This window comes from Azospira sp. (genome assembly GCF_030247495.1).
GTDB lineage: Bacteria > Pseudomonadota > Gammaproteobacteria > Burkholderiales > Rhodocyclaceae > Azospira > Azospira oryzae.
Genome location: NZ_JAOTRW010000004.1, coordinates 422,225 through 445,717 on the forward strand (window position 1 = coordinate 422,225; position 23,493 = coordinate 445,717).

General features: G+C 66.4%; 21 protein-coding genes. 15 read left to right on the top strand and 6 right to left on the bottom strand.

Annotation, left to right across the window (positions count from 1 at the left end):
* Nucleotides 1-89 precede the first annotated feature (89 nt).
* Nucleotides 90-767, top strand: coding sequence for a prepilin-type N-terminal cleavage/methylation domain-containing protein (locus OEL49_RS07905; RefSeq protein ID WP_014236480.1), 678 nt, complete (start codon nucleotides 90-92; stop codon nucleotides 765-767).
* A gap of 45 nt (nucleotides 768-812) precedes the next feature.
* Here OEL49_RS07905 and OEL49_RS07910 read toward each other — a convergent pair whose 3' ends face one another.
* Nucleotides 813-2,780: a monovalent cation:proton antiporter family protein gene (locus tag OEL49_RS07910; protein WP_014236479.1), complete on the bottom strand. Its 1,968-nt coding sequence runs from the start codon at nucleotides 2,778-2,780 to the stop codon at nucleotides 813-815.
* 103 nt (nucleotides 2,781-2,883) lie between these two features.
* Between OEL49_RS07910 and OEL49_RS07915 the strand changes: the two genes are divergently transcribed.
* The 7 genes from OEL49_RS07915 to OEL49_RS07945 all read left to right on the top strand — a co-directional run bounded on the left by OEL49_RS07915 (nucleotide 2,884) and on the right by OEL49_RS07945 (nucleotide 7,997).
* The gene (locus OEL49_RS07915; protein WP_287874376.1) at nucleotides 2,884-3,873 is read left to right on the top strand and encodes a KpsF/GutQ family sugar-phosphate isomerase; all 990 of its coding nucleotides are present in this window, start codon (nucleotides 2,884-2,886) and stop codon (nucleotides 3,871-3,873) included.
* The gene (locus OEL49_RS07920) at nucleotides 3,873-4,385 is read left to right on the top strand and encodes a KdsC family phosphatase (protein WP_287874377.1); all 513 of its coding nucleotides are present in this window, start codon (nucleotides 3,873-3,875) and stop codon (nucleotides 4,383-4,385) included. The genes OEL49_RS07915 and OEL49_RS07920 overlap by 1 nt, the downstream gene beginning before the upstream one ends.
* Nucleotides 4,382-4,972, top strand: coding sequence for an LPS export ABC transporter periplasmic protein LptC (gene lptC / locus OEL49_RS07925; RefSeq protein ID WP_287874378.1), 591 nt, complete (start codon nucleotides 4,382-4,384; stop codon nucleotides 4,970-4,972). Before OEL49_RS07920 ends, lptC begins: the two co-directional genes overlap by 4 nt.
* Before the next feature lies 1 nt (nucleotide 4,973).
* Nucleotides 4,974-5,582, top strand: a complete 609-nt coding sequence (lptA, locus tag OEL49_RS07930; protein WP_287874379.1) for a lipopolysaccharide transport periplasmic protein LptA — start codon at nucleotides 4,974-4,976, stop codon at nucleotides 5,580-5,582.
* Between the two features lie 6 nt (nucleotides 5,583-5,588).
* Nucleotides 5,589-6,365: an enoyl-CoA hydratase gene (locus tag OEL49_RS07935; RefSeq protein WP_287874380.1), complete on the top strand. Its 777-nt coding sequence runs from the start codon at nucleotides 5,589-5,591 to the stop codon at nucleotides 6,363-6,365.
* Between the two features lie 281 nt (nucleotides 6,366-6,646).
* Entirely contained in the window at nucleotides 6,647-7,222 is a 576-nt protein-coding gene (locus OEL49_RS07940; protein ID WP_014236473.1) for a phasin family protein, read from the top strand.
* A 217-nt stretch (nucleotides 7,223-7,439) separates the two neighbouring features.
* Complete coding sequence (locus OEL49_RS07945; protein ID WP_014236472.1) at nucleotides 7,440-7,997, top strand: phasin family protein; 558 nt, start codon at nucleotides 7,440-7,442, stop codon at nucleotides 7,995-7,997.
* A 131-nt stretch (nucleotides 7,998-8,128) separates the two neighbouring features.
* Here the strand turns inward: OEL49_RS07945 and OEL49_RS07950 are convergent, their stop codons facing one another.
* From OEL49_RS07950 to hrpA, 3 genes are all read right to left on the bottom strand, one after another.
* Nucleotides 8,129-8,917, bottom strand: coding sequence for a competence/damage-inducible protein A (locus OEL49_RS07950; protein ID WP_287874381.1), 789 nt, complete (start codon nucleotides 8,915-8,917; stop codon nucleotides 8,129-8,131).
* 36 nt (nucleotides 8,918-8,953) lie between these two features.
* Nucleotides 8,954-9,721 (bottom strand): EI24 domain-containing protein, encoded by a 768-nt coding sequence (locus OEL49_RS07955; protein WP_205231323.1) that lies wholly within the window; start codon nucleotides 9,719-9,721, stop codon nucleotides 8,954-8,956.
* Nucleotides 9,722-9,938: 217 nt separating this feature from the next.
* On the bottom strand, nucleotides 9,939-13,859 hold the full coding sequence (hrpA, locus tag OEL49_RS07960; protein WP_287874382.1) for an ATP-dependent RNA helicase HrpA: 3,921 nt from the start codon (nucleotides 13,857-13,859) through the stop codon (nucleotides 9,939-9,941).
* 126 nt (nucleotides 13,860-13,985) lie between these two features.
* Between hrpA and OEL49_RS07965 the strand changes: the two genes are divergently transcribed.
* Nucleotides 13,986-15,665 (top strand): methyl-accepting chemotaxis protein, encoded by a 1,680-nt coding sequence (locus OEL49_RS07965; RefSeq protein ID WP_205231325.1) that lies wholly within the window; start codon nucleotides 13,986-13,988, stop codon nucleotides 15,663-15,665.
* Nucleotides 15,666-15,674: 9 nt separating this feature from the next.
* On the opposite strand, the gene OEL49_RS07970 is transcribed toward OEL49_RS07965, so the two are convergent.
* Complete coding sequence (locus tag OEL49_RS07970) at nucleotides 15,675-16,574, bottom strand: LysR substrate-binding domain-containing protein (protein ID WP_205231326.1); 900 nt, start codon at nucleotides 16,572-16,574, stop codon at nucleotides 15,675-15,677.
* 103 nt (nucleotides 16,575-16,677) lie between these two features.
* On the opposite strand from OEL49_RS07970, the gene OEL49_RS07975 reads away from it, so the two are divergent.
* The 3 genes from OEL49_RS07975 to OEL49_RS07985 all read left to right on the top strand — a co-directional run bounded on the left by OEL49_RS07975 (nucleotide 16,678) and on the right by OEL49_RS07985 (nucleotide 18,899).
* Entirely contained in the window at nucleotides 16,678-17,580 is a 903-nt protein-coding gene (locus OEL49_RS07975; RefSeq protein WP_287874383.1) for a DMT family transporter, read from the top strand.
* A gap of 141 nt (nucleotides 17,581-17,721) precedes the next feature.
* Nucleotides 17,722-18,012: a hypothetical protein gene (locus OEL49_RS07980; RefSeq protein WP_014236465.1), complete on the top strand. Its 291-nt coding sequence runs from the start codon at nucleotides 17,722-17,724 to the stop codon at nucleotides 18,010-18,012.
* 50 nt (nucleotides 18,013-18,062) lie between these two features.
* On the top strand, nucleotides 18,063-18,899 hold the full coding sequence (locus OEL49_RS07985) for a hypothetical protein (RefSeq protein ID WP_287874384.1): 837 nt from the start codon (nucleotides 18,063-18,065) through the stop codon (nucleotides 18,897-18,899).
* An 8-nt stretch (nucleotides 18,900-18,907) separates the two neighbouring features.
* Here the strand turns inward: OEL49_RS07985 and crcB are convergent, their stop codons facing one another.
* The gene (crcB, locus tag OEL49_RS07990; RefSeq protein WP_287874385.1) at nucleotides 18,908-19,297 is read right to left on the bottom strand and encodes a fluoride efflux transporter CrcB; all 390 of its coding nucleotides are present in this window, start codon (nucleotides 19,295-19,297) and stop codon (nucleotides 18,908-18,910) included.
* A gap of 120 nt (nucleotides 19,298-19,417) precedes the next feature.
* Between crcB and OEL49_RS07995 the strand changes: the two genes are divergently transcribed.
* The 3 genes from OEL49_RS07995 to siaA are packed head-to-tail and all read left to right on the top strand — an operon-like array spanning nucleotide 19,418 to nucleotide 23,488.
* Nucleotides 19,418-21,199, top strand: coding sequence for a glutamine--tRNA ligase/YqeY domain fusion protein (locus OEL49_RS07995; RefSeq protein WP_205231328.1), 1,782 nt, complete (start codon nucleotides 19,418-19,420; stop codon nucleotides 21,197-21,199).
* 36 nt (nucleotides 21,200-21,235) lie between these two features.
* Nucleotides 21,236-21,451 (top strand): hypothetical protein, encoded by a 216-nt coding sequence (locus tag OEL49_RS08000; protein WP_014236461.1) that lies wholly within the window; start codon nucleotides 21,236-21,238, stop codon nucleotides 21,449-21,451.
* Between the two features lie 15 nt (nucleotides 21,452-21,466).
* Nucleotides 21,467-23,488 (top strand): biofilm regulation protein phosphatase SiaA, encoded by a 2,022-nt coding sequence (gene siaA / locus OEL49_RS08005; RefSeq protein WP_205231329.1) that lies wholly within the window; start codon nucleotides 21,467-21,469, stop codon nucleotides 23,486-23,488.
* Nucleotides 23,489-23,493 lie beyond the last annotated feature (5 nt).

The following is a 23,493-nucleotide window of genomic DNA, read 5'->3' on the forward strand; positions in this document are numbered from 1 at the left end:
CAGAATTGCACCCATAATGCCTTCCAGGCCCATGGCATATGATGTGCTTGGAAAAAGCAGACACATTTTCAAATTGGAAGGAGACCGCCATGTCCGCACGCCAAAAAGGCTTCACCCTGGTTGAGATTGCCATTGTACTCGTCATCATCGGCCTGCTTCTGGGCGGGGTGCTGAAGGGTCAGGAACTGATCAACAGCGCCAAGGTGAAAAATTTCATCAACGACTTCAAGACCGTCCCCCTCTTCATCTACGGCTACCAGGACAAGTACCGGGCGCTGCCGGGCGACGACCGGGACGTGGCCACCCACCTGGGTTCCGCCGCCACCAACGCCAGCGTCACCCTGCTCACCGTCACCTCCACCACCCAGGGCAACGGCCGCATCGAAGGCAACTACAACTCCACCACGGCCACCGACGAGAGCGTCGCCTTCTGGCAACAGGTGCGCCTGGCCAACTTGGCGGCCGGCAATGCCAACTTCACCGATCCGGCTGCCGCCATGCCCACCAACGCCGACGGCGGCCGCCTGGGCATCCAGAGCACCAGCCCCATCACCGGCATGACCGGCTCCTACTTTGTCTGTTCCGAAGGCATCCAGGGCAAGTTCGCCAAGCAGATCGACATCACCCTGGACGACGGCAACACCGCCACCGGCTCCGTGCGCGTGGCTTCCGGCACCTATGCCGGCACCGCCCTGACCGCCGTGCCCACCACCGGCACCGGCGGCATCGAGGACAACAACACCTACATCGTCTGCACCGCCTTCTAAGGCAGCTTCACCAAGAAAAAAGGCGCCTGCGGGCGCCTTTTTTTGTCAGCCCTTGAGCAGGCGCAGTTCCGCCGCTTCCAGGCTGGCTACCGAGCCCAGCAGCACCACCACGTCCCCTTCCCGGAAACGGGTTTCCGGCAGGGGTTCCAGGGCCCGGATGTCGCGCCGGCGCACGGCGCTGATCTCGACGCCGAAATAGGCCAGATTCAGTTCCTCCAGGCTGCGCCCCACGGCATAGGCGCCGGCCCCCAGGGCCACCGAATGCAGGCGGAACTGCTGGGTTTCGCTGAGGTCGCTGTCCCGGTCGGAAAGACCGTGGAAGAAGCCCCGCAGCAGGCGATAACGCTGGCCCCGGATGTCCCGGATCATCTTCAGCACCCGGTTCATCGGCACCCCGAGCAGCACCAGGGCATGGGAAGCCAGCATGATGCTGGCCTCCAGGGATTCGGGCACCACTTCCGCCGCCCCCGCCCGGCTCAGGGTGTCCATGTCGGACTCATCGATGGTCCGCACCACCACCGGCAGGTCCGGCTTCAGCTCCTGCACATGGTGCAGCACTTTTTCTGCAGCAATGGTGTTGGCGAAGCTGACGATGACCACGCTGGCCCGGGACACCCCGGCCGCCACCAGGGTCTCGCGCCGGGCGGCATCGCCATAGACCACCGTCTCGCCGGCCGCCGCCGCTTCCCGCACCCGCTCCGGGTCCAGGTCCAGGGCCACGTAGGAAATGTTCTCCCGGGACAGGAAGCGGGCCAGATACTGGCCGCTGCGGCCGAAGCCGCAGATGATGGCGTGCTTCTCCGTACTCATGGTCTGGGCCGCGATCTTGGTCAGCTCCATGGAACGCATCAGCCACTCGCTGGCGGCGAAGCGCAGCACCAGCTTGTCGCTGTAGAGCACGATCAGGGGCGCCAGCAGCAGGGACAGCACCAGGGCCGTCAGCACCACCTGCAGCACGGCCTCCGGCACCAGGCTGGAGGCGCTGATTTCGGTCAGCAGCACAAAGCCGAATTCACCGCCGGCGCACAGCCACAGGCCGACCCGCATGGCGTTGCCCGGCGTCGCCCCGAAGCTGCGGGAGAGGGCAGCGATCAGGCCGAACTTGCCCAGCAGCAGGATGGCCAGGGCCAGCAACACCCAGGGCAGGTAGTCGAGCACGGCCCCCACGTCCAGGAGCATGCCCACGGTGACGAAGAAAAGCCCCATCAGCACGTCGCGGAAGGGCTTGATGTCCTCCTCCACCTGGTAGCGGTACTCGGTTTCCGAAATCAGCATGCCGGCGACGAAGGCCCCCAGGGCCAGGGAGAGGCCGGCCATTTCGGTGATGTGGGCCAGCCCCAGGGTGATGAGCAGCACATTGAGCATGAACAGCTCGGCGGACTTGCCCCGGGCAACGATGTAGAACCAGCGCCGCATCAGCTTCTGCCCGAGGAACAGCACCAGGCTCAGCACCACCGCCGCCTTGCCCATGGCCCAGGCGATCTCCAGGGCCATTTCCCCCGGCGGCCGGGAAAAGGCGGGAATCAGGATCAGCAGGGGCACCACCGCCAGATCCTGGAACAGCAGCACGCCGATGACGTCGCGACCGTGGGGCGATTCCAGCTCCAGGCGTTCGGCCAGCAGCTTGGACAGCACGGCGGTGGAGGACATGGCGAAGACGCCGCCCAGGGCCACCCCGGCCTGCCAGCCCAGGCCGGTGCCGACGCTGAGGCCGACGGCGAGGACGATGGTCAGCAGCACCTGCATCAGCCCCAGGCCGAACACCACCCGTTTCATGGCGTAGAGCTTGGGCAGGGAGAATTCCAGGCCGATGGAGAACATCAGGAACACCACCCCGAATTCGGCCAGGTGCTCGGCGCCGCTCACATCCTTGATGAAGTTCAGGGCATGGGGGCCGATGAGCACGCCCACCAGGAGATAGCCCAGGATCGGCGGCAGCCCGAGGCGACGGAACAGGGTCACCACCAGGACGGCAGCGGCAAGCAGCAGCAGGACCAGTTGCAGGGAATTCATGGGCCGATAGGGGGAAGGCGGGCGGATGGGCGGAAAACCGCGCCCCGCCGGGCTTCACTGGCAGGGGTGGTATACTTCGCACAATCATAACCGCTGCCATCCCATGAACCAAACTTCCGCCCTTAACCCGGCCGCCGTGCTCGAACTGGCCCGCCAGGTCCTGCGCATCGAGGCCGATGCCGTCGCCGCCCTGAGCGAGCGGCTGGACGACGGCTTCCTGGACGCGGTCAGCCTCATCCTCAATTGCTCCGGCCGGGTCATCGTCAGCGGCATCGGCAAGTCTGGCCACGTGGGCCGCAAGATCGCCTCCACCCTGGCCAGCACCGGCACGCCGGCCTACTTCGTGCACCCGGCGGAAGCCAGCCACGGCGACCTGGGCATGATCCTGCGCCAGGACGTGCTGATCGCCCTCTCCAACTCCGGCGAAAGCGCCGAACTGCTGGCCATCGTCCCCATCATCAAGCGCCAGGGCGCCAAGCTCATCGCCATGACGGGCAATGCCCAGTCCTCCCTGGCCAAGGAGGCCGACGCCCATCTGGACGCAGCGGTGGCCCAGGAGGCCTGCCCCCTCAACCTGGCACCGACGGCCAGCACCACCGCGGCCCTGGCCCTGGGCGACGCCCTGGCGGTGGCCCTGCTCGACGCCCGCGGCTTCGGCCCGGAAGACTTCGCCCGCTCCCATCCCGGCGGTTCCCTGGGCCGGCGCCTGCTGACCCATGTACGGGATGTCATGCGCGCCGGCGCGGCAGTGCCCCAGGTCTCCTCCCAGGCCAGCCTGGCCGAAGCCGTGCTGGCCATCTCCAAGGGCGGCCTCGGCATGACTGCGGTGGTGGATGCCCAGCAGCGCATCCAGGGCATCTTCACCGATGGCGACCTGCGCCGCGCCTTCGAACGGGACGTGGACCTCAAGTCGGTGCCCGTCACTGCCGTCATGACCGCCAATCCGCGCTGTATCGGGGTGGACAAGCTGGCGGTGGAAGCCGTGGAAATGATGGAGCGGCACAAGATCAACCAGCTCCTGGTGGCCGACAGCGAAGGCCGCCTGCAGGGCGCCCTCAACATGCACGACCTGTTCCAGGCCAAGGTGATCTGATGAGCGCCGCCACCAATCTCAAGCTGATGGCCTTCGATGTGGACGGCGTCCTCACCGACGGCGGCCTCTACTACACGGAAGACGGCAAGGAACTCAAGGTCTTCAACACCCTGGACGGCCACGGCCTGAAGATGTTGCAGAAGTCCGGCGTGCGCCTGGCCATCATCACCGGGCGCAAGTCCGGTTGCGTCGCCGCCCGCGCCGCCAACCTGGGCATCGACCTGCTGTTCCAGGGCGTGGAGGACAAACGCCAGGTCATGACCGAGCTGCTGCAGCGGGAAGGCCTGACCTTCGCCGAAGCCGGCTACATGGGCGACGACGTGGTGGACCTGCCCATCATGCGCGCCTGCGGCTTCTCCGCCGCCCCGGGCAACGCCCACGATTTCGTCAAGCGCCATGCCGGCTACGTCTGCCGTCAGCAGGGCGGCCATGGCGCCGTGCGCGAAGCCTGCGAACATCTCCTGCAGGAACGGGGCCTGCTGCAGGCCCTGCTCGACGCCTACCTGCAATGAAACGCCTGGAACGCTTCGCCAGCGCCCTCTTTCCCATCGTCCTGCTGGGCAGCCTGACTGCGGCCACCTTCTGGCTAGCCAAGGCCACCCAGCTGCCGGAGCCGGATCACAGCGGCAAGTTCCGTCACGACGTGGACTACTTCATCGACGACTTCACCATGAGCCGGATCGACAAGCAGGGCCAGCTGCGCCATGTGATGACGGCCAAGCGCCTGGACCATTATCCGGATACGGACGAGTCCGATGTGGTCAAACCGGTGGCCAAGTTCATCAAGCCCGGACGCCCCGTGGTCACCATGAGCAGCGACACCGGCCACATCAACAGCGACGCCAGCGAAGTGCTGCTGAAAGACAATGTCCGCGTTGTCCGCGACGCATTCAAGGACCGGGAAGCCATGATCGCCACCGGTCCCGACCTGACCATATTCCCCGACTCTGAAACTGCGCAGACCAAGAGTCCGGTGGAAATGGTCCAGGGCAAATCCTGGCTCAAGGGGACCGGCCTGCAGGTGGATAACGCCACCATGAACTCCATTCTGGAATCCCGGGTGACCGGCCAATTCGCCAGCAAACATGAAAAGCGCTGACATGATCAATCGCCGCCTCGCCGCCCTCCTGGGCGCCCTCAGCCTTGCCGCCGCCATGCCGGCCCACGCCGAAAAGGCGGACCGGGAAAAACCGGTGAACCTGGAAGCAGACCGGGTCACGGTGGACGACGCCAAGAAGGTGCACATCTTTGACGGCAACGTCACCCTGACCCAGGGCACCCTGGTCATCCGCGGCGACCGCATCGTCGTCACCCAGGACGATGCAGGATTCCAGAAGGGCGTGGCCACCGGCAATCCGGCCAAGTTCAAGCAAAAGCGCGAAGGCCGGGACGACTACGTGGAAGGCATCGCCCTGCGCATCGAGCACAATGCCAAGACGGAAAAGACCGAGCTTTACGACAAGGCCTGGGTCAAGAGCGGCCAGGACGAGGTCAAGGGCCATTACATCCAGTACGACTCCCTCACCGAGCAGTACCTGGTCACCGCCTCCAAGATGCCCGGCGAGGCCAGCCCCGGCGTGCCGCCGGGCCGGGTGCGGGCCATCATCCAGCCGAAGAACAAGGACACCGAATCACAACAAGGAGCTACGGGGAGCCGGGAATCGCTCACCCTGAAGCCCGCCATTTCCCTACCATCGCGCAAGGAGTAAAGCCTCGTGACTTACGAGTACATCATCGCTGAAGCCAAAGGCCGCGTCGGCCTCATCACCCTCAACCGCCCCAAGGCCCTCAACGCCCTGTGCGATCCCCTGGTGGATGAACTGGGCGACGCCCTCACCGAATTCGAAGCCGACGAGAACATCGGCTGCATCGTCATCACCGGCTCCGACAAGGCCTTCGCCGCCGGCGCCGACATCAGCATGATGAAAGACTTCTCCTATATGGACGCCTACAAGGGCGACTACATCACCCGCAACTGGGAGAAGGTGAAGACCTGCCGCAAGCCCGTCATCGCCGCCGTTGCCGGCTACGCCCTGGGCGGCGGCTGCGAACTGGCCATGAGCTGCGACTTCATCATCGCCGCCGACAGCGCCCAGTTCGGCCAGCCCGAAGTGAAGCTGGGCATCCTCCCCGGCGCCGGCGGCACCCAGCGCCTGCCCCGTGCCGTGGGCAAGGCCAAGGCCATGGACCTGTGCCTGTCCGCCCGCATGATGGATGCCACCGAAGCCGAGCGCGCCGGCCTGGTCTCCCGCATCGTGCCCGCCGACAAGCTGCTGGAGGAAGCCCTCAGCGCCGCCGAGAAGATCGCCTCCTACTCCCTGCCGGTGGTGATGATGATCAAGGAGAACGTGAACCGGGCCTTCGAAAGCAGCCTCAATGAAGGCCTGCTCTTCGAGCGTCGCCAGTTCCATGCCGCCTTCGCCCTGGAAGACCAGAAGGAAGGCATGGCTGCCTTCGTCGAGAAGCGCAAGCCCGCCTTCAAGCATCGCTGATCCCACCTCCCGGGGCGCGCCGCCGCCCCGGGTCGGCCCCTCCGCGGCAGGCTCCCGCCCCGCCGCAAAGCCTCCATCCCCAGGCTCTCCCAACGACTCTTAAGCCACTGTTTTCAAAGCGAAGAAAATTTTTTGTGCGACGCACAAAAAATGCTTGACAGAAATCTGTCGCTCCCTATAATTGGTCCTACATGTTGCAGCGCAACAACCGGCCGCAGTCAGAAAAGCCAGTCCCGCCTTGCTCTGCGAGTGTTCCCACACTGACTTTCTAGGAGATGACCATGACCACTTTCGCTACCCCCGAGCAGTTCGCCGCCGCCAACAAGGCCACCGTTGATTCCCTGCTGGCCCTGGCCAACACCGCTTTCGCCAGCGCCGAGCGCATCGCCGCCCTGAACCTGCACACCGCCCGCGCCGTCATCGAAGACAGCGTCGCCAACACCAAGGCCCTGCTGGGTGCCAAGGATGCCCAGGAAGCCATCTCCCTGCAGGCCTCCATCGCCCAACCCAACGTCGAGAAGGCCGTGGCCTACTCCCGCAGCGTCTACGAAATCGCCGCCCAGACCCAGGAAGAACTGACCAAGGTCGTGGAAGCCCAGTTCAACGAATTCAACAAGAACGTGGCCGGCCTGCTGGACAAGGTTTCCAAGACCGCCCCCGCCGGTTCCGATGTGGCCGTGGCCGCCGTCAAGTCCGCCATCGCCGCTGCCAACTCCGCCTACGACAGCATGAACAAGGCTGCCAAGCAGGTTGCCGAGATCGCTGAAGCCAACGTGGCTGCCGCCACCAACGCTACCGTGAAGGCCGTCGGCGCCACTTCCGCCGCCGCCTCCGCTGCCAAGAAAAAGACCGCCTAAGGCGAACAGCACCGAAACCCCGGCCTTGCGCCGGGGTTTTTTTCGTTGTGGCCGGCGACATGTGATGGTCATATAGTATTTGCTATACTGGCTTCATCCGGCGCCGCTGCCGAGGCAGTGGAATTCGACCCAAGGCCGTACTAACAACAATATCGGGCCGATATTCAACCAGCAGGATTATTCCCTTATATCTCAACGCTAAGCGGAGGATTTCCCAATGACCAACCCGAATATCGAACAGCTTACCGCCGCCCAGAAAGCCAACGCTGAAGTGATGGTGGCCCTGGTGCACACCGCCTTCAACGGCGTGGAAAAAATCGCCGAGCTGAATCTGGCTGCTGCCCGTGACTTCCTCAACTCTTCCGTCAACGGCACCCAGACCCTGCTGGGCGCCAAGGACGTGCAGGAAGCCGCCAAGCTGCAGAGCACCCTGGCCCAGCCCAATCTGGAAAAGGTCACGGCCTACTACCGCAACCTGTACGAACTGATCACCGCGACCCAGAAGGAAGTGACCGACCTGATGGAACAGCACTACAACCAGCTGTCCCAGAAGGCCACCTCCGCCATCGAGAAGACCTCCGCCTCCGCTCCCGTGGGCGGCGACGTGGTGGCAGCGGCCATGAAGTCCATGCTGTCCGCCTCCACCCAGGCCTTCGACCACTTCACCAAGATGGCCAAGCAGATGGCCGACATCGCCGATGCCAACGTGGCCGTGGCTTCCAACGCCACCGCCAAGGCCGTGGGCGCTGCCAGCAAGGCGGCTGCCAAGAAATAAGGTCTGCCGCGGGTGTTCCCCGCTTGGCGAGCACAACCCCGGCCATGGCCGGGGTTTTTTATTGCCGCAAGCGAAGCTGAAACCGGGGGCCGAAATCCCCCGCAAAGCCGCGCAGCCCGCTCAGTCCGGACTCAGTCGCGCCACACCCAGGTAATGCCGCGGCGCTCCACCTCGCCTTGGATTTCCGCCATGGCCCGCTCCACCTGTTCCGGTTGTCCTTCCACTCCCAGTTCCAGGTGGCGGCGCACACCGTCCTGGGTCAGGGACGGCAGGGAGAACAGGCGCAGCTCCGGGTACTCGGCGACGATGCGCTCCATCAGGTCCAGCAGGGCGCTTTCGTAGGCCCTGTCGCCGGTGAGGAGGAAGGCCTTCTCCACCTTGGGCGCCCGGTTGAAGAGATGGGCATAGAAGGTGTCCAGCACCCACTCCACCATGGGATGGGCCATCTGGGGAAAGCCCGGCACGAAGTAATGCTCCTTCACCATGAAGCCGGGAATGCGGTTGAAGGGATTGGGAATGATGCGGCTGCCGGCCGGGAAGGTGCCCAGCAGCAGGCGCTGGGGGGTGATATCGTCGCCGAAGCGGACTCGGATCTCCGCCTCTGCCTCCGAGCTCAGCACCAATTCCTCCCCCAGGGCCGCGGCGGCGGCCTGGCGGGTATGGTCGTCCGGCGTGTTGCCGATACCGCCGAAGGAAAAAACCGCCTCGCCGCCGGCAAAGCTGCGCTTGAGGAATTCCGTCAGTTGCGCCCGATCATCCCCCATGTAGTGGGCCCAGGACAGTTGCAGCCCCCGGGCGCCGAGCAGTTCGGCCACCTTGGCGAAGTGCTTGTCCTGGCGCTTGCCGGAGAGAATCTCGTCGCCAATGATGAGGGCGCCGAAGCGTGTGGCTTGGGCAGTCTGGGAAACGGAAGCAGTCATGGGTCCTCGCGTCGTTGAGGTCGTAAAGGGTGAAAATCAGCGCAGGAAGCGGTCGGTGGGCACGGGCTCTTCCACCACCACCGCATCGACGGTCACCACGGCCCCGCCGCGCAGCTGGCGCAGGCTTTCCAGGCCGAAGTGGATGTACAGCAGGGCGCCCAGGGCCGGGGTCAGCAGGCCCAGTACCGGCACATGGGCCAGCAGGGCCAGGAGAATGCCCAGGCCCAGCAGGGGCGTGGCCCGGCGCTCCCGGATCAGGCGCCACTCGTCGTCGGTGGCGTGCATGGCCAGGGCGTCGTAAGAAAAGGTCTTGCGGTTGAGCCAGGCCATCCAGAACAGCGGCAGCACCAGGCCCAGGCCGGGCACCAGCCACAGGGGCAGGGTCAGCAGCCAGCCGGCGATGAACAGCAGGGCCGCCCAGACGCTGTTCCAGGCACCGGCGAAGAAGCTGTCCTTGCCCATGGCCGCCACCTCCGGGTAATCCCGGGCGGCCACGATCTGCAACAGGAGGGGCATGATGAACACCGCCGCCAGCACCATGGCGGTGAGATAGGAGAGGGCCAGGATCACCAGCCAGCCCCCGGCGGCGGCCAGCAGCTTGGCCAGCCAGACGGCGCCCCAGCCGGAGAGCCAGCTCATGGGCGGCTGCTCGAGGAACCAGGCGGAAAGGTGGTCCAGCACCAGGAAGGTCAGCGTCAGCCATACCGCCAGGGCGGCCACGGCGGGGGACAACACCAGCCACCAGACACGGCGGCGGGAGAGGGTGCCGAGGCTGCGGACCAGGGCGAGGATCATTTCGGGCATTCGGGCATCCTATTTTTTTGCCACAGAGGGCACAGAGATCACCGAGGGGTCGCACTCCGCCTTAGCTGCCGGAGCGGTTGCAAACCGCACCTACCCTGCAAGCCAATACTGAAGCCAATCTCCAGAATGCATGACGGAAGAGTGGCGTCTCTATTACCTCCCAGGGCAGAGGCATTTTCTCTCTGTGTTCTCTGTGCCCTCTGTGGCTAATCGTCTTTCAACCGTACTGTATCCCTTCCCACAGCTTCTGCAGGCGCTTCACCGACACGGGCACCGGCGTCTTCAGTTCCTGGGCGAAGAGATTGACCCGCAGTTCCTCCAGCAGCCAGCGGAACTGCTCCAGTTGGGGATCGCTGACGCCCTGTTTGGCCAGCTGCAGGGCGCGGCGTTCGTACTGGGTCCACAGGGTGCTGTAGTCCGCCAGCAGCTGAACGTCCCGGGCCGGGTTGGCCTTGAGCTTGTCCAGGCGCATGGCCGCCGCCTTGAGGTAGCGGGGGAAGTGCTGCAGGCGCTCGAAGGGCGTTTCCAGCACGAAACGTTTGTGAATGAGGCGGCCGATCTGCTTCTCGATGTCCTGCACCGCGCCGGGAAAGGCCTTGAAGGCCGGCAGCTTTTTCACTAGGGCCTGCCACTCGGTCAGCACCAGGCCCACCAGGCGGCAGATTTCCTGGGCCAGCAGGCCCAGGCGGTTCTTGCCTTCGGCGCAGCGGGCCTTGAATGATTCCGCATCCTCCGGCCACGGTTCCACCAGGCAGGCCCGCTCAAAAATGACCGACACCAACTGCTGGCGCAGGTCGTCGGAAGAACCCAGGCTCATGAACTGCATGGCCATCTGGGTCAGGCCCGGCAGGTTCTTCTCGAAGTACTTCACCTGCTCCTTCAGCTGCAACTGGAAGAGGCGGGAGAGGCCCAGGCGGTGGGCCGCCAGGGCTTCCTCCTGGGAGTCGTACACGCGCAGGGAAACGGTGTCGCCGTCTTCCGTCAGGCCCGGGTAGCCGATCACCATCTGGCCGCCCACGGCCACTTCCATCAGTTCCGGCAGCTTGCCGAAGGTCCAGTCGGTGAGGCCCGTGAATTCGCTGGGGGTCTCGTGCAGCTCCTGGAATTCCTGGCGCGCCTCCCGACCCCATTCGCCGCGGAGCTGGGCCAGGCTGCGGCTCATGTCGAGCTGGCGGCCATGCTCATCCACCAGCTTGAAGTTCATGGAGAAGTGGGCCGGCAGCTCGCCGGGGCGGAAGGCATCGGGCGTCACCGCCCAGCCCCGGGCATTGAGGCCCCGGGATTCGAAGATGAAGTCGATGAGGGGGGCGATGATGCCCGGCGCCATGCGCTTCTCGTCGTTGCCCACCCAGGCGATGAACTCCTCGGCGAACTCGGGCACCGGCACCAGCTTGGCGCGGATGCGCTGGGGCAGGGTCTTCACCAGCTGCACCACCTTCTCCTTCAAGAGGCCGGGCACCAGCCACTCGCAGCGGTTGGCGGGCACCTGATTGAGCTGGGCCAGGGGCAGCACCAGGGTGACGCCGTCCCGGGGGCTGCCGGGCTCGAAGTGGTAGGTGAGGGCGTAGTCCACGCCGGAGAGGCGCATCTGGGGCGGGAAGGCGTCGGTGGTGACCCCGGCCGCCTCGTGGCGCATCAGGTCTTCCTTCTGCAGGAAGAGCAGTTTCTGGTTCTCCCGCTCCGCCTCCTTGCGCCACTTGTCGAAGTCGGCGCCGTTGTAGATGCCCGAGGGAATCAGATGGTCGTAGAAGGCGAAGATCAGTTCGTCGTCCACCAACACGTCCTGGCGGCGCTGCTTGTGCTCCAGGTTCTCGATGTCCCGGATGGCCTTCTGGTTGTGCTGGTAGAAAGGCCAGCGGCGCACGAAGTCCTCGTTGATCTCGCCGCCCACCAGCCCCTGGCGGATGAAGAGCAGGCGCGCCTCTTCCGGGTTCATGGGGCCGAAGTTCACCCGCTTCTTCGGATTGACGACGATGCCGTGCAGGGTGGATCGCTCGTAGGCCACGGCCTGCATGGCCTTCTTCTCCCAGTGGGGGTCGAAGTAGCTCTTGCGGATCAGGTGGGCGCCTACCTCCTCCAGCCACTCCGGCTCGATGCGGGCCAGGCAGCGGGCGTAGAGCTTGGTGGTTTCCGTCAGCTCGGCGCAGACCACCCACTTGCCCGCCTTCTTCTGCAGGGGCGAGCCCGGGTGGATGAGGAAGCGGATGCCCCGGGCCCCCAGGTAGTGGCTGCTGTCGTCGGACTTGCAGCCGATGTTGCCCAAGAGGCCCGTGAGCAGGGCCTTGTGGATGGGCTCGTAGGTGGCGGCAATCTCGTTCTCGCGCCAGCCCAACTCGGTGACCATGGCGTGGATCTGGTTGTACACCTCCCGCCACTCACGCATGCGCAGATAGGAGAGGAAACGCTCCTTGCAGGCCTCGGCCAGCTTGCGCCCGGAGAGGTGTCGGGCCTGTTCCTCAAACCAGTTCCACAGCTTCAACCAGGAGAGGAATTCGGACTTCTCGTCGGCGAACTGGCGGTGCTTTTCATCCGCCGCCTGCAGCCGTTCCTGGGGCCGCTCCTTGGGGTCCTGCACCGAGAGGGCGGCGGCGATGACCAGCACTTCCTTGAGGCAGCCCCGGTCCCGGGCGGCCACGATCATGCGGGCGATGCGCGGGTCCAGGGGCAGCTTGGCCAGGCCCCGGCCCACGTCGGTGAGGCGGTTGTCCTCGTCCAGGCCGCCCAGTTCCTGCAAGAGGGAATAGCCGTCGTTGATGGCCTTGGGCGGCGGCGCCTCGATGAAGGGGAAGCTCTCCACGTCGGTGAGCTTCAAGGCCTTCATGCGCAGGATCACCCCGGCCAGGGAGGAACGCAGGATTTCCGGATCGGTGAATTCGCCCCGGGCGTTGAAGTCGGCCTCGTCGTAGAGGCGGATACAGACCCCCGCCGCCACCCGGCCGCAACGGCCCGCCCGCTGCCGCGCCGCGGCCTGGGAGACCCGCTCCACCTGGAGCATTTCCACCTTGTTGCGGTAGGAGTAGCGCTTCACCCGGGCCAGGCCCGTATCCACCACGTAGCGGATGCCCGGCACGGTGAGGGAGGTTTCCGCCACGTTGGTGGCCAGCACCACCCGGCGGCCGCCGCCGGTCTTGAAGACCCGGTCCTGCTCCGCCGCCGAGAGGCGCGAGAACAGCGGCAGGATTTCCGGCTGGGGGCCGGGGAAGTGGTGCTTGCGCAGGGCTTCCGCCGCCTCCCGGATTTCCCGCTCGCCGGGGAGGAACACCAGCACGTCCCCCGGGCCTTCCCGGCCCAGTTCGTGGACCGCGTCCACGATGGCGTCGTAGAGGTCCCGCTCCTCCTGGTCTTCCTCCAGGGGCGTCACCGGGCGGTAGCGCACCTCCACCGGGTAGAGGCGGCCGGAGACTTCGATCACCGGCGCCGGCTTGCCGTGCTGGGCGAAGTGCTGGGCAAAGCGCTCTGCGTCGATGGTGGCGGAGGTGATGATGACCTTGAGGTCCTTGCGCTTGGCCAGCAGCTGCTTCAGATAGCCCAGCAGGAAATCGATGTTGAGGCTGCGCTCGTGGGCCTCGTCGATGATGATGGTGTCGTAGGCGTTGAGGTAGGGGTCGGTCTGGGTCTCCGCCAGCAGGATGCCGTCGGTCATCAGCTTGAGGTAGGACTGAGGCCCGCTACGGTCCTGGAAGCGGATTTTCACCCCCACGCCGGCGCCAATCTGGGTCTGCAGCTCCTGGGCCACCCGGGCCGCCACGGAGCGGGCCGCCAAGCGCCGGGGCTGGGTATGGCCGATCAGTCCCGCCGCCCCCCGGCCCAGTTCCAGGCAGATCTTGGGCAGCTGGGTGGTCTTGCCGGAGCCGGTCTCGCCGCAGACGATGACCACCTGGTTGTGCTCGATGAGAGCCTTGATCTCCTCCCGCCGCCCGTTAACCGGCAGGTCCTCCGCGTATTCCGGCTTGGGCAGGCGCCCTGCCCGCTCGGCACAGGCGGCCCGGGAGCGGGCCAGCAGGGCCTCGTAGTCGGCCTTGGCCTTCTCGGCATGGGGACCGGGCTGGCCGGCGCTGCGGGAAAGGGCGCGCAGACGGGGACGATCCTGGGTCAGGCAGTCGGCAAAGGCGGGCGGAGCGGAACGGGGGAGGGACACAATCGGGGGGTGAAAAAATTGCAAGGCGGTATTTTGGCACAAGGACCTGTTTCCCTTGGCAGAGTCTCGCGGAATTACACACTTGCTTGCCCGGACAAAAGTGGAATCTTGTCGGCAGCAACAAAGTTGCATGCCAATAAAAACCTGCCGGCCACGGTCGGCGGAATCACCACGGGGGAAACCATGTTCAAGACCATGAGTATCAAGGGGCGGCTGACCGTCTCCCTGCTTGTCACGCTGATCGGCCTCATCGTTCTCGGCACCTTCCAGGCCCTACACCTCAAACAGCAGTTGCTGGCCGACCGCAAGGCCACCCTGGAAACGGCCATCGACATTGCCATGACCGCCATCGTGGATATCCAGGCCCAGGAAGCCAAGGGAGCCATGGGCCGGGAAGAGGCCCAGACCCTGGCCAAGGCGGTGATCCGCAGCATGCGCTACCAGGGCAAGGAATACTTCTACATCTACGACAGCAAGGGCATGGGGGTGATGCACCCGGTCCGTCCCGAATATGAAGGCAAGAGCCACTGGGACCGGCAGGACAAGTCCGGCGCCTACACGGTGCGCAACCTGATCAAGGTGGCCCTGGACAAGAGCGGCTACACCGAAACCATGACCGCCAAGCCGGGCAGCGACGTGCAGGTGCCCAAGCTGCAGTACCTGCAGCATTTCCCCGCCTGGGACTGGGTGGTGGGGACCGGCCTCTACATCGACGACCTGGACACCCTCTTCTACCAGCAGCTGCGCCTGGTGGCCCTGATCATCGTGCTGGTGGTGCTGGCCGTGGGCGCCCTCTCCTGGGCCCTGGCCCGGGCCACCCTGGGCCAGATCGGCGGCGAGCCGGCCGAGGCGGTCACCGCCATCCGGGCCGTGGCCGGCGGCGATCTCACCGTTTCCCTCGGCAATGCCCGGGACGACAGCATGCTGGGCGAACTGAACCGCCTGGTGCAGGTGCTGCGCCAGATGATCGGCGAAATCGCCCAGGGCGCCGGCCAGGTGGCCAGTTCCGCCCAGGAGATCAACAGCACCGCCACCCGGGTGGCGGACTCGGCGGCAACCGAGACGGAAGCGACCCAGAACATGGCCGCCGCCATGGAGGAACTGACGGTTTCCATCACCCACGTTTCCGACAACGCCCGGGACACGGAACAGCACGCCAGCAACGCGGCTGAACTGGCCGGCGTCGGCGAGAAGAGCGTGGACACCACCGCCGCCAACATTGCCACCATGGCGGACACCATGGGCAAGGCGGCGGAGCAGGTGCGGGCCCTCACCGACAACGCCCAGGAAGTGGCCCGGGTGGCCCAGGTGATCAAGGAGATCGCCGGCCAGACCAACCTGCTGGCCCTCAACGCCGCCATCGAGGCGGCCCGGGCCGGCGAACAGGGCCGGGGCTTCGCCGTGGTGGCCGACGAGGTGCGGGTGCTGGCGGAGCGGACGGAAAAGGCCACGGTGGAAATCTCCTCCATCGTCAGCCGCATCCAGGACGAAACCCTGACCGCTGCCCAGGTCATGGACGCGGCCCTGCCGGAAGCGGAAAAGGCCAAGGAAGCCGCAGCCGAAACCTCGGAGCTGCTGCACCGCATCGCCGCCGGTTCCGAATCCGCCCGCTCCCTGGTGCGGGAAGTGGCCGACTCCACCCGGGAACAGAGCGAGGCCAGCACCGCCCTGGCCCAGCAGGTGGAGCGCATCGCCCACCAGGTGGAAGAAACCAGCGAGAGCATGCAGCACACCGCCGCCGCTGCCAGCGCCCTGGAAGCGACGGCCCAGGCCCTCAATCAGGCCACGGCCCGCTTCCGCATCTAACCCGCCATTTCAGGCCGCCACCCGGGGCAGCCCGCCGCCCGGCCAGGGCAGGGGCTGCCACAGGCGCGCCTCGAACATGGCGATGAGGCGCTGCACCGCGGGCCATTCACCGCTGGCGCCGGTCAGCGCCACCCACTCCACCTCCGGCAGGGGCGGCAGCCCCTCGGTGTGACGTTGCAGGCCGTCGCCGAGCAGGCTCAGGGGCAGGGGAGAAACCGCCAGGCCGGCCCGCAACACGTGGCGGATGCCGGTGTGGCTGTGACCGGCAAAGGCCAGACGCCAGGGGATGCCGGCCTGGGTCAGGGCCGCCTGGGCGACGACGCGGAAAATGCAGCCTTCGTGAAACAGGGCCAGGGGCAAAGGCCGCTCCGCCACCGCGCTGCTGTGGGCACCGCCGGCCCAGACCATGGGCTCCCGCCACAGGGTGCGGCCCGCCGCCGTCGGCCGCTCGCCGATGCGCTTGATGAGGGCCATGTCCAGTTCGCCGGCCTCGACCCGGGCCGCCAGGCGGGCCGAGAGATCACACTCCAGGGCCAGCTTGACCCGGGGATAGGCGCTGTGGAATTCCGCCACCACGCTGCCCAGGTCCCGCTCCATCACTTCCTCCGCCAGCCCCACCCGCAGGCTGCCCGCTAGGTCCGCCTCGGAAAAGCAGCCGATGGCCTCGTCGTTGAGGCGCAGGATGCGGCGGGCGTAGTCGAGCAGCAGCAGCCCCTCCTCCGTCACCCCCTCCAGCCGCCCCTGGGAGCGCACCAGCAGGGGCTTGCCCACCTGCTCCTCGAGCCGCTTGATCTGCAGGCTGATGGCCGATTGGGTACGGCCCAAGCGGGTCGCCGCCAGGGAAAAGCTCGCTGCCTCCGCCGTCGCCACCAGGGCGCGCAACAGGTCCATGTCGAGATGCCGGGCCATCATTTCTCCTGGAAATATTGATTCGATATTTATTAATTTATCAAATATTCCACACCCCGGTAGGGTTGGGGCCGTCGTCTTCACCACGCCCCAGGAGCCCGCCATGAACGCCATCGCCCCGCCGCTGCCCGCCGGCATTGCCGCCGCCCCCTCCCGTACCCGGGTCCTGATCGCCGGCATCGCCTTCAGCGTCATCTGGAGTTCGGCCTTCGTCGCCGGCCGCATCGGCCTCGACCACGCCGCCCCCCTGACCCTGCTGGCGATCCGCTTCCTAGCCGCCGGCCTCCTCTTCGCCTTCCTGGCCCGGAGCAGCGGCCGCAGCCTGCGCCTGCCGACCATGGCCGGCCGCGCCCTGCTGGCCGGACTACTGTGCAATGCGGCCTATCTGGGCCTGGCCTACTGGGGCCTGCAGGGTGTGCCCACCGCCCTCACCGCCGTCCTGGTCAGCGCCTGCCCCCTGCTCACCCTGCTGCTGGCCGCCGCCCTGGAAAGAGAACGGCTGACGCCCCTGCGGCTGGCCGGCATCCTCCTGGGCATGGGCGGCGTGCTGTGGATCACCCGCCACCGGCTGTCGGTGGAACAGCTGGAACCCCTGTATCTGGCGGCCATCGGCGCCGGCACGCTGGCCCTGGCCCTGGGCACGGTATTGAGCAAGAAGGTGGCGGCGGGGCAGGACCTGATCGCGACCATCACCCTGCAGTTCATGGCCAGCGGCCTGGTGCTGCTGCCCCTGGCCTGGGGCCTGGAAGGTTTCCGCCTGGAGGCCCACCCGGCCCTGTGGGGCAGTCTGGCCTACAGCGTCGCCGTCTCCCTGGCCAGCACCCTGCTCATGCTATGGCTGCTGCGCCACGGCCAGGCCAGTTCGGCCAGCAGCTTCCACTTCCTCAATCCCTTCTTCGGCACCCTGTTCGCCGTCACCCTGCTGGGAGAAACCATGTACGCCGACGACCTGCTGGGGGTGCTGCCCATTGCACTGGGCATTGCCCTGGTGGCGTGGAAGCGCTGACATCGGCTCGGAAGGACCCGGCCCTCCGCCCCCGGCTTGCCATATCGGGAGCCGGGCATTAAATTCCACCAACATACCCACAAGGGATAAAAAAGCCTCTCCGGCACCCTCATCCCTTCGCTCTCATGGAACACTGGACCTATGACCCCCATCGATTTCAAGGAACTCACCACCCTCAGCCAAGCCGGGATTGTCTGGGGCTTTTTCTGGCGCTGCATCGCCACCGCCCTGGGCTCCGCCCTGTGCGGCGCACTCCTCGGTGGTATCGTCGGCTTCGTCCTTGGCATTAGCGGCATCGCTCGCTCCGCCATTCCAATGATAGGCGGCCTGCTGGGCCTGCTGACGGGCCTGTTCTTTTTCTACCTTTATGTCCGCTGGTTGCTGGCCAGCCGCCTGGGAGCCTTCCGCTTGGTGCTGGTCCTCGCCGACTAGCCCTGCCCCTTCTGCGAGCAGGGGCCCGTTCCTGCGATAACGCCGCTCCCATGAGCCGACTTCCCCCCTTGTCTCGCCAACACCATCTCCAACGCCTGCGCGGACACCTGGAGCGGGACAGCTTTCCCCGCCTGCAGATGATGCTGCTGGTACTGCTCACCGCCGGTTCTGGGCTGCTGGCATCCTTTGCATTGCTCCACGCCGGCCTGACCCACATGGGTTGGCGCTACGGAGCGGCCTTTCTCCTCGCCTACGGGGTGTTCCTCGGTCTGCTCTGGCTGTGGCTGCGCACCCGGGCGGAGGACTACGCCGACATTCCGGACCTGATGGACCTGGGCAACCTGGTGCCGTCGGGACCATCGGCCGACAGCTGTTCGCCCACGGCTGAAGATCTGGGGGGAAATTTCGGGGGCGGTGGCGCCAGCAGTCATTTCGATGCCCCGCCAGTAGCCGGAGTCCCGAGCGAACCGGCAGTAGCCGCCGAAACCCTACCGGACGGCAGCGAAGCCATCGGCCAAGCCTTGGGCGCTGCAGCGGAGGGGGAGGAGCTGGCCATTCCCCTGATTGTCCTGGTGCTGGCTGCGGCCTTGTTACTGTCGTCCGCCTTCATTGTGTATTCGGCGCCGAGCCTGTTTGCTGAACTACTGCTGGACGGCACTCTGGCAGCCACCCTATACCGGCGCCTGCACCGGCTGGAAAGGCGTCACTGGCTACAAACCGCCCTGCACCAGACCTTCTTGCCCTTCCTCCTGACCGGCCTGCTGGTGACCGGTTGCGGCGCTACCCTGCATTACTTTTCCCCAGGAGCCCACACCCTGGGCGAAGCCTGGCAACAGGCAAGAATGTCCCAGAACGCCGCCACCGGCCCGACCGACAAGGTGCGCTAAGCGGCTCCTCAGGGCCAGACCCGGTGCACGCCGACGCTCCACAGGCCGAGGAAGGTCATGGCCAGGGAGCCGAGCAGGTGCAGGGCGATGGCGCCGAAGGCCCAGGTGTATTGCTGGGCCAGCAGGCGCTCCATGACTTCGCCGGAGAAGCTGGAGAAGGTGGTGAGGCCGCCGAGGAAGCCGGTGATGAGGAACAGCTTGAGCAGCGGGGACAGGTGGGCGTAGCTGTGGAACACGCCCAGGGCCACGCCGATGAGGTAGCCGCCGAGCAGGTTGGCCGCCAGGGTGCCCAGGGGAATGGCCAGGAACAGGGGATTGAGCAGCAGTCCCAGGCCCCAGCGGGCCCAGGCGCCGAGGGCGGCACCGACGCCGATGGCAAGAAAGGCATTCCAGTTCACGGCCGGACCTCGCAACCCAAGGGAGAAAGGGTGAATTTTAGCGGCTTTTAACCCGGGTCTTTTCGGTTTTGCCCCTGGCCCCGGTTAAAATGGCGGACAAAGACCTTCAAGGACCCCGCTGTGAGCAACCCCAACAAGAACTCCGCGCCGATCGCCCCCGCCGCCAATTTCATCCGCAACATCGTCGAGGCCGACCTGGCCGCCGGCAAGCACGCCCAGCGCCGCTGGGCCGGCCAGCCCGGCCTGGCCAGCGACCACGCCGCCGGCGCCCTGGACCCGGCCAAGATCCGCACCCGCTTCCCGCCGGAGCCCAACGGCTACCTGCATTTCGGCCACGCCAAGTCCATCTGCCTCAATTTCGGTCTGGCCCGGGACTACGGCGGCCGCTGCCACCTGCGCTTCGACGACACCAATCCGGAGAAGGAAGACCAGGAATACGTGGATTCCATCGTGGACGCGGTGAAGTGGCTGGGCTTCAACTGGGAGGATGCCCAGGAGAACAACCTCTACTACGCCTCCAACTATTTCCCCTGGATGATCCAGGCCGCCGAGTACCTGATCGCCACCGGCAACGCCTACGTGGACAGCCAGAGCGCCGAGGAAATGCGCGCCAACCGGGGCACCCTGACCGAGGCAGGCAAGGACAGCCCCTTCCGCAACCGCAGCGTGGCGGAGAACCAGGACCTGTTCAAGCGCATGCAGGCCGGCGAATTCCCGGACGGCGCCCACATCCTGCGGGCCAAGATCGACATGGCCGCCCCCAACATCAACCTGCGGGACCCGGCCATCTACCGCATCCGCCATGCGACCCACCACAACACGGGCGACAAGTACTGCGTGTACCCCATGTACACCTTCGCCCACCCCATCGAGGATGCCCTGGAGAACATCACCCACTCCATCTGCACCCTGGAATTCGAGGACCAGCGCCCCTTCTACGACTGGCTCCTGGAGCGCCTGGCCGAGGGCGGCCTGCTGCAGCGCCCCCTGCCCCACCAGTACGAGTTTTCCCGCCTCAACCTGACCTACGTCGTGCTCTCCAAGCGCAAGCTGATCCAGCTGGTGGAAGAGAAGCACGTGGACGGCTGGGACGACCCGCGCATGCCCACCCTGGTGGGCGCCCGCCGCCGCGGCTACACCGCCGAAGGCTTCCGCCTGCTGATGGAGCGGGTCGGCGTCTCCAAGCACGATTCCCTCATCGACTACAGCCTGCTCGAAGACTGCATGCGGGAAACCATGAACGAGCTGGACGAGCGCCGCATCGCCGTGCTCGACCCGCTCAAGCTCGTCATCACCAACTACCCGGAAGGCCAGAGCGAGGAATGCTTCGCCCCCAACCACCCACTCAAGCCCGAACTGGGCAAGCGCATGGTGCCCTTCTCCCGGGAGCTGTGGATCGAGCGGGAGGACTTCATGGAGGAGCCCAGCAAGGGCTACCACCGGCTCTACCCGGGCAATATGGCCCGCCTGCGCTACGGCTTCGTGGTCAAGTGCACCGGCTGCGAGAAGGATGCCGCCGGCAACGTCACCGCCGTGCTGTGCGAGTACATGGAAGACTCCAAGTCCGGCACCCCCGGCGCCGACAACTACAAGGTCAAGGGCAACCTGCACTGGGTCTCCGTGGCCCACGCCTACACCGCCGAAGTGCGCCTCTACGACCGCCTGTTCCAGGCCGCCGCCCCGGGTGCCGGCGACCGGGATTTCCTCGACGACCTCAATCCTGCGTCCAAGGTGGCCATCACCGTGCAACTGGAACCGGCCCTGAAGGATGCCCTGCCGGAACAGCGCTTCCAGTTCGAGCGCCACGGCTATTTCGTCGCCGACCGGGTGGATTCCCAACCCGGCGCCCCGGTCTTCAACCGGGCCGTCACCCTCAAGGACTCCTGGGGCAAGGCGGGCTGAGGCTCCGGGCGCAAAACCAGAAACAAGGAGCGGACCATGGCAGGCGGCGGCTGGGGTTGCCCCCACGAATCCAACGATCGCTGCGGCAAGGTGAATGACCTGCCCTGCGATCCGGGCATGAAGGGCTGCGTCCTCGCCGGCCGCTACCGCTTCGCCAACGACGACAAGAACGAGCGCCTGCGCCAGAAGGCCGAGCAGCGGCGGGAAGTGACACCACCCGCCGCGGATGCGTCCCCGGACGAGCAACAGTAAGCCAGGAAAGGCGCCATGCCCCCACTTCCCGCACCCGTGCCACCGCCCCAGGCGGGCCGCGCCGGCTGGAGCCTGCGCAGCAAGACCGTGGGCCTGCTGCTGGCGGCCACCGCCGTCATCCTGCTGGCGGCCCTGCTCATCGGCATCCGGGTGGCGGAAGACATCCGCGAAAACCTGGGCACCGCCCTGGCCCGCAACCACGCCCAGCTGACCAAGCAGCGCATTCTCTCCGCCGTCGGGAGGGAAATGGCCCTGGCCCAGCGCTTCGCCGAATCCACCGTGCTCCGGGAATGGATGACCGGCGAGCAGGACGCAGCCAAGACCGAGCGTTTCTTCCGCGAAGGCGAAGGTTTCCGCCGCGCCTTCGCCGACCAGGCCTATTTCGCCGCCCTGGCCAGCAGCCGCCATTTCTACTTCGCCGATCCGCAGGCCGCTCCCCGGGCCGCCATGCGCTACACGGCCGACCCGGCCAACCCGGATGACGCCTGGTTCTTCGCCACCCTGAAGAGCAGCCAGGGCTACAGCCTCAATGTGGATTACGACAAGAAGCTGCAGGTCACCAACGTCTGGATCAACATCGTGGTACGGGACGAAGGGGAGCGCCCCATCGGCATCGCCGGCACCGGCCTCAACCTCAGCCGCTTCCTCAGCAACGTCCTGGCCAACCGGGAAACCGGCGTGGTCACCATGGTGCTGGACCAGAACGGCGCCATCATCGCCCACCCGGACCCGCGCCAGATCGCCTACGCCACCGCCGGCAACCAGAACATCGAAAAGACCATCTACCGCCTGCTGGAGCGGCCGGCGGACAAGGAGGCCCTGCGCCGCACCCTGGTGGCGGCCGCCTCCGACGAAGGGGAAGGCACGCCGACCCTGCACCTGAAGCTGGAAGGCGCCCCCAGCCTGGCTGCCGCCACCTACATTCCCTCCCTGCGCTGGACCGTGCTGACGGCGGTGGACCTCAACACCAGCCGGGTTTTCGACGCCCCCCTGATCACCGCCCTGGCCCTGGGTTCGCTCCTGCTGCTGGCCCTCCTGGTGGGCTTGTATACCGCCGGCCTCAACCGCCTGGTGCTGGCCCCCCTGGCCGCCCTCACCGCCGCCGTGCAGCGCATCGGCGCCGGCCATTACGGGGAACGCCTTCGCTCGAACCGGGGCGACGAGATCGGCGAACTGACCCGGGCCTTCGACACCATGGCCCAGCAGGTGCGGGCCCACTCGGAGAACCTGGAGCGGCTGGTGGACGAACGCACCCGGGAACTGGCCGAAGCCCATCGCAAGGTCACCGACAGCATCCGCTACGCCAGCCTGATCCAGCACGCCATCCTGCCGGACAAGGCCCTCAAGGCCGATCTGCAGGGCCAGTACTTCGTCCTGTGGCGCCCCCGGGACGTGGTGGGCGGCGACTTCTACCTGTACCGCGGCGCCACCGGGCAGTGCCTGTTCGGCGTGGTGGACTGCGCCGGCCACGGCGTTCCCGGCGCCTGCATGACCATGATCGCCCACGCCGCCCTGGAGGTGGCCCTGGGTGACACGACCTGGCAGGACCCGGCGGCCCTGCTGCAGCGTACCGACCAGGTGGCGCGGGGCATGCTGCCCGGGGATGACCGCAGCCGCCAGATCGCCACCAGCATGGACATGGGCCTGTGCCACGTGGACCTGGAGCGGCGCCTGGTGACCTTCGCCGGCGCCCGCCTGGGCCTGTTCTGGAGCGACGGCGACAACTGCGAGGAAATCCCGGGCCACCGCCGCGGCGTCAACGACCGCCGCAGCGGCAGCTACGACAACGCCCAGGTGCCCCTGGCAGCGGGCCGCACCTTCTACCTGGTCAGCGACGGTCTGCTGGACCAGGCCGGCGGCGACCAGGGCTACGGCTTCGGCGCCCGCCGCCTGGCAGCCTGGATCCGGACCCATGCCCACCTGCCCCTGGCCGAGCAGAAGAGCGCCCTGCTGGAGGAAATCCAGGCCTACCAGGGCCCCCTGGCCCAGCGGGACGACATCACCCTCCTGGCTTTCCGTTTCGACGATCAGCGGTAAGATAG

Coding starts and splice junctions, on each gene's coding strand:
- OEL49_RS07905 (WP_014236480.1), top strand. CDS start 90: ATGTCCGCACGCCAAAAAGGCTTCACCCTGGTTGAGATTGCCATTGTA.
- OEL49_RS07910 (WP_014236479.1), bottom strand. CDS start 2,780: ATGAATTCCCTGCAACTGGTCCTGCTGCTGCTTGCCGCTGCCGTCCTG.
- OEL49_RS07915 (WP_287874376.1), top strand. CDS start 2,884: ATGAACCAAACTTCCGCCCTTAACCCGGCCGCCGTGCTCGAACTGGCC.
- OEL49_RS07920 (WP_287874377.1), top strand. CDS start 3,873: ATGAGCGCCGCCACCAATCTCAAGCTGATGGCCTTCGATGTGGACGGC.
- lptC (WP_287874378.1), top strand. CDS start 4,382: ATGAAACGCCTGGAACGCTTCGCCAGCGCCCTCTTTCCCATCGTCCTG.
- lptA (WP_287874379.1), top strand. CDS start 4,974: ATGATCAATCGCCGCCTCGCCGCCCTCCTGGGCGCCCTCAGCCTTGCC.
- OEL49_RS07940 (WP_014236473.1), top strand. CDS start 6,647: ATGACCACTTTCGCTACCCCCGAGCAGTTCGCCGCCGCCAACAAGGCC.
- OEL49_RS07945 (WP_014236472.1), top strand. CDS start 7,440: ATGACCAACCCGAATATCGAACAGCTTACCGCCGCCCAGAAAGCCAAC.
- OEL49_RS07950 (WP_287874381.1), bottom strand. CDS start 8,917: ATGACTGCTTCCGTTTCCCAGACTGCCCAAGCCACACGCTTCGGCGCC.
- OEL49_RS07955 (WP_205231323.1), bottom strand. CDS start 9,721: ATGCCCGAAATGATCCTCGCCCTGGTCCGCAGCCTCGGCACCCTCTCC.
- OEL49_RS07970 (WP_205231326.1), bottom strand. CDS start 16,574: ATGGCCCGGCATCTCGACATGGACCTGTTGCGCGCCCTGGTGGCGACG.
- OEL49_RS07975 (WP_287874383.1), top strand. CDS start 16,678: ATGAACGCCATCGCCCCGCCGCTGCCCGCCGGCATTGCCGCCGCCCCC.
- OEL49_RS07980 (WP_014236465.1), top strand. CDS start 17,722: ATGACCCCCATCGATTTCAAGGAACTCACCACCCTCAGCCAAGCCGGG.
- OEL49_RS07985 (WP_287874384.1), top strand. CDS start 18,063: ATGAGCCGACTTCCCCCCTTGTCTCGCCAACACCATCTCCAACGCCTG.
- OEL49_RS08000 (WP_014236461.1), top strand. CDS start 21,236: ATGGCAGGCGGCGGCTGGGGTTGCCCCCACGAATCCAACGATCGCTGC.
- siaA (WP_205231329.1), top strand. CDS start 21,467: ATGCCCCCACTTCCCGCACCCGTGCCACCGCCCCAGGCGGGCCGCGCC.